This window comes from Mycobacterium riyadhense (assembly GCF_963853645.1).
GTDB lineage: Bacteria > Actinomycetota > Actinomycetes > Mycobacteriales > Mycobacteriaceae > Mycobacterium > Mycobacterium riyadhense.
Window position 1 is genome coordinate 1 of sequence record NZ_OY970458.1, and the last position, 7,354, is coordinate 7,354.

2 protein-coding genes and 3 pseudogenes are annotated in these 7,354 nt (G+C 76.0%); 1 reads left to right on the top strand and 4 read right to left on the bottom strand.

What is annotated here, in order from left to right:
• A pseudogene (locus AADZ78_RS28820) lies at positions 1 to 971 on the bottom strand (PE family protein); the annotation flags it as partial.
• 392 nt (positions 972 to 1,363) lie between these two features.
• Between AADZ78_RS28820 and AADZ78_RS28825 the strand changes: the two are divergent.
• Positions 1,364 to 1,659 (top strand): annotated as a pseudogene (locus tag AADZ78_RS28825) (electron transfer flavoprotein subunit alpha/FixB family protein); the annotation flags it as partial.
• A 30-nt stretch (positions 1,660 to 1,689) separates the two neighbouring features.
• Here the strand turns inward: AADZ78_RS28825 and AADZ78_RS28830 are convergent.
• From AADZ78_RS28830 to AADZ78_RS28840, 3 genes and pseudogenes are all read right to left on the bottom strand, one after another.
• Positions 1,690 to 2,652, bottom strand: coding sequence for an alpha/beta hydrolase (locus AADZ78_RS28830; protein ID WP_239655419.1), 963 nt, complete (start codon positions 2,650 to 2,652; stop codon positions 1,690 to 1,692).
• 219 nt (positions 2,653 to 2,871) lie between these two features.
• On the bottom strand, positions 2,872 to 6,687 hold the full coding sequence (locus tag AADZ78_RS28835; protein ID WP_341343670.1) for a hypothetical protein: 3,816 nt from the start codon (positions 6,685 to 6,687) through the stop codon (positions 2,872 to 2,874).
• A gap of 456 nt (positions 6,688 to 7,143) precedes the next feature.
• Positions 7,144 to 7,354, bottom strand: a pseudogene (locus AADZ78_RS28840) (hypothetical protein); the annotation flags it as partial.

A 7,354-nucleotide genomic window follows, 5' to 3' on the forward strand; every position in this document is an offset into this window, starting at 1 on the left:
GTGGCCCCGGCCCCACCGATCACCCCACCGTCGCCGGCCGGCGCCTCCACCACCCAACAGCCGGCCCCCGGCACCGCCGTGCCCCCCATCGCCGCCACCCACCCCGCCGGCGCCCCCGTCACCACCGCCACCCCACAACGGGGCCGCTCCACCGGCCCCACCGCCCCACCACCACCGCTGGTGGCATCCCCGGCCCCGCCGGCCCCACCAGCCCCACCGGCGCCATAGACCACCCCGCCGCGCCCACCGGCCCCACCGGCCCCACCAAACCCGTTACCCCCGGCCCCGCCAGCCCCACCCGCACCGCCATGACCCCACAACGGGGCATACCCACCGGCCCCACCCGCACCCCCACTACCCCCGCTCGTGGTCACGCTGCCCCCGGCCCCACCGGCCCCACCCGAACCCCACACCCAGCCACCGCGCCCCCCGGCCCCCCCAACCCCGCCGGCCCCCCCGGTCCCACCATTGCCGCCGTTGCCGATCAACCCCGCCGACCCGCCCGCACCCCCGGGTGTGCCCGCATCACTGCTACTACCCCCATTGCCGCCGCTACCGAACAACCAGCCGCCATCACCACCGGCCTGACCCACCCCACCACTGGCCCCGTTGGCGCCGTTGCCGATCAACGCCCGCCCCGTCACCGCCACACTCGAGGCGTTCACCGCATCCAGCAGGCTCTGCGCCGCGGAAGCCTCCGCGCCCGCATACCCCCCCGCGCTGGCGGCCAACACCGCGCTGAACTGCTCATGAAACCCCGCCACCCGCCCCGCCAACACCTGATACTGGCGCCCATGCTCAGAAAACAACCCCGCGATCGCCGCCGACACCTCATCCTGTGCCGCACTAGCCACCGCTGTCGTCGCGCTTGCCGCCGCCGCGCTGGCCGCACTGATCGTCGACCCCAACACCGACAAATCCGCCGCCGCCGCCAACACCACCTGCGGGGACACCACCACAAACGACGACATGACAACCCTCCCACCAGACCGGCCACCGCCCCCGGGCCGATACCGGCCCGATGACGCGCAGCCCACAGCCACCGACAACGACGAACACACCCTACGACCCCCACCACCCCAGCCCGCGCATTTCAGCGCACCATCTGCGCGACCACCACCCCCACCCCCCCGCCACGCCCAACACCTGTACAACACCACAACCCCAACCCCCACCCACAGTCACCAACCACAACCAACACCCACAAAACCCACGCCACCACACCCACAATCCAACACGCCCGGTGACGCTGATCGCCTCAAAGGCGATAGCGTGGCGACGCTTGCCCAGTCCCGCTGCGGTCCATCTCAAAGGGGGTCGCGTATCAAATCCACCGAGAAGCCCCACCGCGTGCTGACAGGACGCCGCGGTAGGGGTGTTCCGTGCGACGGTCGATTCCGCCTATTACCCCGGCCAGTTCCAGGTGAGCCAGACCGGCAAGCTCGGTGTTGCCCCAGTTCTACATCGTGCTGGGGTCGCGGGGCGATCCCGCACCGCGCCGGGCATGCGGACGTCTGTGATCATCGTCGCGGTAAACAAAGGACCAATAGGCATCTCTCTTCGAGATAGCCGACCACGGCGTGCTCGGCGACCCTGTCCGCGGTGGTCGAACAGCTGACCCAGGCGATCCAAGGTCGGCGAGGCTCAGATCCTGCCTGATATAGCAAGGGGAGCCGATGGCGGTCCCTTTTACAGACCGCGTAGGCGACGGACACGATCGGCGATGACGCGCCGCGACACCGCGGTGTTGGGAGCCAGAATGTCGAATACGTGTGGACACCCGGGATGCACGTGCACTTCGGTTGTGACACCGGCCCGAGCCAGGCGGCGCGCGTAGGCGAGGTCCTCGTCGCGGAAAATGTCGAGGTCACCCACGTCGATGTAGGCGGGAGGCAGCAGGGAGAGATCGGCCGCGCGCGCTGCGGCGGCGTAGGCGCTGACGCTCTCGCTGCCGGCATGCTCACCCAGCAAGGCTTGCCAGCCGGTGATGTTGTCGTCGTAGCTCCAGATGGCCGTCGGCGCTAGCTCTGGGTCCGGCAGCGTTGTCCGGTCATCGAGCATCGGGTAGATCAACAGCTGCAGCGCGATTGCGGGACCGCCGCGGTCTCGTGCCAGCAGGCACACCGCGGCGCTAAGCCCACCACCGGCGCTGTCTCCCATCACGGCCACCCGCGCTGGATCAACACCGAGTTCATCGGCGTGGGCTGCCAGCCACTGAAGCGCGGCATAGCAATCCTCCACCGGAACCGGGTGTGGATATTCAGGGGCGATCCGATAGTCGACGAGCAGCATAGGCACAGTGGATTCGGCGACGTAGCGCGCGGCCAACCAGTCGTAGAGGCCGCCAAATTCGTGTAATCCGACAATCATCCCGCCGCCGTGCAAGTAGAGCACCGCACTGCCGGGAGACGCTGTTTGTGTCCCGTAGAACCAGCTCAACGTCAGCGCGGCCCCATCGTCGGTGTCGAGGGTGTAGCGGCGCACCTTCACCCCAGCAATGGCCGGCAGGGTTGGTACCAATTCTGCGAATACCTGGCGGGTGATCGCTCGCCGTGCCGTCACATCTCCGGCCGGTGGTGGTTCCGGCGCGGCCGAGGTGCCCGGCTGCGCCGCCATCTCGCAGAGCACCTCGGGGTCGATCTGCAAACCCACTACGTCTCACCCACTCTCTCTTGGCGCTTGGCTGCCGCGCAGCAGTGTAGTGCGAGTCGGCCCAGTGCCCTGCACAGTTTCGACGCCGATCCCGCCAGCTGGCGTTTCATGCCTGCAGCATAAGGGTCATAGCAACGCACCCCCGGGCGAGTCGGGGACATGATTTGCCGACGGTACCGCAGTAATCGCTAGCCAACCGACCCCTTCGAAGGTGAATCGTCACGACCCATGCTGCCCGGTTGCGCCCGTGGTGCCGCTGCTGCCAGCGCTACCGTCGCCGCTGGTGCCGGTACCGCCGCTCCCGCCTGTCCCACCGGTGCCACCGGTGCCGCCATCGCCGCCGCCGCCGCCGTCGCCGCCGTCGCCGCCGTCGCCGCCGTTGGCGCCGTTGCCACCGTTAGCGCCGGTCCCGCCGCGGTTGTCGCCGCCGGGGCCGCCGTTTCCGCCGGTGCCGCCGGTGGCCCCAGCGCCGCCAATGCCGCCATTGGTACCGGTGCCGCCGGCGCCGCCGGTGCCGCCGGTGCCCCCAGCGCCGCCGGTAGCAGCGGTACCGGGCCCGAACGCGCCATTCCCGCCGGCTTTCCCGCCGGTACCTCCGGAGCCGCCGGGGCCGCCCGCACCGCCGGCCCCGGCGTTGGTGCCGTTGCCGGCGCCGCCAGTCCCGCCGATGCCTCCAGAGCCGCCGGCGCCGGCGGCGCCGCCGGTTCCGCCGTCGCCAAGGTTGCCGTCGCCGCCGGTGCCGCCGGTACCTCCAGGGCCACCTGCGCCGGCCGATCCGCCGGTTCCGCCGACGCCGCTGCCGATGGCGGCGCCGCCGTTACCGCCATTGCCGCCCGCGCCGCCATTGCCGGCGGAGCCGCCGCTCCAGCCGGTCAGGAAACCCTGGACGCCGTCGGCGCCGTCGCCGCCGGTGCCGCCGTTGCCGCCCTTGCCGCCTGCCCCGCCGTTGGTGCCGTTGCCGGTGCCGCCGTTGCCGCCGTCGCCGCCGCTGCCGCCGCCGCTGCCGGCACCGCCTTGCTCGCCGCTGCCGCCGCCGTTACCGCCGTCGCCGCCGTTACCGCCGTTGCCGCCGTCAGCGGCGGTGCCACCGCCGTCGCCGCCGCTGCCGCCACTGCCGCCACTGCCGCCATTACCGGCGCTGCCGCCGTTGCCGCCGGTGCCGAGGAAGGTACCGGTGCCGCCGTTACCGGCGGCACCGCCGTCGCCGCCAGCACCACCCTTGCCGCCGTCGCCCGCTGGTCCGCCGCCAACGCTGTCGGCCCCGGCGCCGCCGTTACCGCCATTGCCGCCGTTGGCGGCGTTGCCGCCGTTCCAGCCAGCCGTAGCGCCGCCGGCACCAGTGCCGCCGCCGCCGCCACCACCACCGTCACCGCCGGCGCCGCCGTTGCCACCGGAGCCAGCGGCCCCAGCGCTGCCGCCGTTGCCGGTGCCGGCGGCTCCGCCGGCACCGGCAAGGCCGCCGTTGCCGGCGTTGCCGCCGTTGCCGCCGGGGTTGCCGTTGCCGCCGGTGCCGCCGGTGGTGCTGCTGCCGTCGGCGCCGCTGCCGCCGGCCCCGCCGTTGCCTCCGTTGGCGCCGTTGCCGCCTTTGCCGCCGTTGCCGGCGGTTCCGCCGTTGCCATCACCGCCGGTGCCGCCGTTGCCTCCGTTGCCGCCGTTGGTGCCGTCGGTGCCGTTGTCGCCGGTGCCGCTGGCGGCGTCGGTGCCATCGATGCCTGCGCCGCCGTTGCCGCCGTTGCCGCCGTTGCCGCCGGTGGCGGTTCCGGCGGTGCCGGCGGCTCCGCCGTTGCCGCCGTTGCCGCCGTGGGCTCCCGCTCCGCCGTTGGCGCCGTTGCCGCCGTTGCCGCCGTTGCCGGCGGTTCCGCCGTTGCCGGCCCCTCCGTTGCCGCCGTTGCCGCCGTTGCCGCCGTTGCCGCCGTTAATGCCTGCGGTGGCGTTGCCGCCGGCCCCGCCGTTACCGCCGGTGCCCGCAGCACCGTTGGCGCCGCCGCTGGTGGCGGTGCCGGCGGCACCGGCGGCCCCGCCGTTGCCGCCGTTACCGCCGTGGGCTCCCGCGCCGGCGCCGTCGGCGCCGGTCCCGCCGTTGCCGCCGGTGCCGCCGTTGCCGGCGTTGCCGCCGCCGGTGGCGTTGCCGCCGGCCCCGGCGGCCCCGCCGTTGCCGCCGTCGCTGGCCACCGCGGTGGCGGCGCCGGTGCCGCCGTGCCCGCCGGCCCCGCCGTCACCGGCGTTACCGCTGCCAGACGAGGTGCCGCCGGTCCCGCCGGCGCCGCCATCACCGCCCTTGCCGGCAGCGCTGGTCACAAAGCCGCCACCGGCGCCGCCGCTGCCGCCGGCGCCGCCATCACCGGCGTGACCGGTGCCGGCGGCGCTGCCGCCGGCACCGCCGGTTCCTCCGGTCCCGCCGGCGCCGCCGGTGGTGTTGGCGTCACCGCCGTCACCGCCGTTACCGCCGGTGCCGCCGTCACCGGCGTTGCCGGCGCCGGTGGCGGTGCCGCCGGTGCCGCCATCGCCGCCCTTGCCGGCGCCACCACCGGTGAGTTGGCCGCTGCCGCCGGCGCCGCCTATGCCGCCGGCGCCGCCGTCACCGGCGTTACCGCTGCCTGAGGTATTACCGCCGGTGCCGCCGGCCCCGCCGGCCCCACCGGCGCCGTTGCCGACGTCGGTGCCGACGCCGCCGTTACCGCCGGTACCGCCGGCCCCACCGTCGCCGCTGCCTGAGGTATTACCGCCGGTGCCGCCGACACCGCCGTCACCGCCGGCACCGCCGGTGCCGTCACTGTTGCCGGTGCCGGCGGCCCCGCCGTCACCACCGTCGCCGGCGGTGCCGCCGTGGCCGCCGGTGCCCGCGCCGCTGGAGGCATCACCGCCGTCGCCGCCGCTACCGCCGTTGCCGCCGGTGCCGGCATCGCCGCCGGTGCCGCCTGAGGCGGTACCGCCGGTACCGCCGTTGCCGCCGTTGTTGCCGGCGCCGCCGGTGCCGCCGTTACCGCCGCCGTTGCCGGCGCCGCCGGCCCCGCCGCTACCACCGGTGCCGCCGGTGCCGCCCTTGCCGCCATCAGCGAAGGCGCCAGCACCGGCGCCGCCGTCACCACCGGTGCCGCCGGTGGCGGCGTCACCACCGGCGCCGCCGTCACCCCCGTCGGTGCCGGCCCCACCCACACCGCCGGCCCCACCGGTACCACCATGACCGCCAGCACCGCCGGCATCGCCAATGCCGCCGGCCTGGCCGCCGGTGCCGCCGCTGCCCGCAGCACCGCCGCTACCACCGGCGCCGCCGTGGCCGCCGCCGCTACCACCGATACCGCTCCCACCGCCACCACCGTGACCGCCGGCACCCCCAGCACCGCCGGCGCCGCCGTCAAAGCCGGCCAGCACACCATCAGCGCCGACACCGCCGTCGCCGCCTTGGCCACCGGTACCGCCCTTGCCGCCGGTACCGCCGCCGCCGTTGACGCCCACGCTGCCGCCACCAGGGCCGCCGGCCCCGCCGGCGCCGGCGGCCCCGCCGGTACCGCCGGCCCCGCCATCACCGCCACCGATACCGGCCCCACCGGTGGCGCCGGTGCCGGTGGCGCCATCATTGCCGTCACCGCCGTCACCGCCCTGACCGCCGGTGCCGCCGGCGCCGCCGGCGCCGCCGGTGCCGGCCCCGGAGGCGGCGCCCCCAGTGCCGCCGGCGCCGCCCGCGCCGCCGTTACCGCCGGTGCCGCCGGCGGTGGTGGTGGTGCCCGCGCCGGCGGTACCGCCCTGGCCACCGGCCCCGCCGTTGCCGGCGTTACCGCCGCCCGCGCCGTTGCCGGTGCCGGCCCCGGCGTCTCCGCCGTTGCCGCCGTCACCGCCTTGGCCGCCGTAGCCGCCGAACTCGCCGGTGGTGCCCGCACCCCCGACACCGCCGGATCCGCCGTTACCACCGGCCCCGCCGGCGCCGTTGGTGCCGCCAGCGCCGGCAGCCCCACCTTGCCCGCCGGCCCCGCCGGCGCCACCGGCACCGCCGGTGTAGCTGTCGGCGTATCCGGTGCCGCCGACCCCCGCCGTCACCACCAGCGCCGCCGCCGCCAGCAGTGCCGGCGGCGCCGCCGGTTCCGCCGGTTCCGGCCGCGCCGGCGTCCCCGCCGGTTCCGCCGGCACCACCAGCCCCGCCGGCGCCGGCGCCGGTGGTGTCGCCGTCGGCGGCGGCCCCGGCGTTACCGCCGAACCCCGCCGGCCCCGCCGTTGCCGCCGGCGCCGTTGGTGGCGCCAGCAGCGCTGTTGCCGCCGGCGCCGCCGGCCCCGCCGGCCCCACCGGCCCCGCCGTCATAACCCGCAGCACCCAGGGTGGTGTTGTCATCACCGACCCCGCCCTTACCACCGGCCCCGCCGTCACCGCCGACACCGGCGTTACCGGCGACACCGGCGCTACGGTGCCGGCGCCGGCGGCCCCACCGTTACCCGCCGAGCCCGCCGGCCCCGCCGGCCCCCGCCGTTTCCGCCGGCGCTGTTGTCACCGTCACGCCGTCACCGCCGTTTGCCGGCGGCGGCGCCGTTGCCGCCCTTGGCCGCCGTTGCCGTTGGTGCCGCCGGCCCCGGCGGCACCACCCGCGCCGCCGGCCCCGCCGGCCCCACCCGCGTAGCCGTCACCGCCGGCGGTCGCGGTGGCCCCGGCCGCGCCGTTATCCCCGGTCCCGCCATCACCACCAGCACCGCGTGGCCGCCGACACCGGCGTTA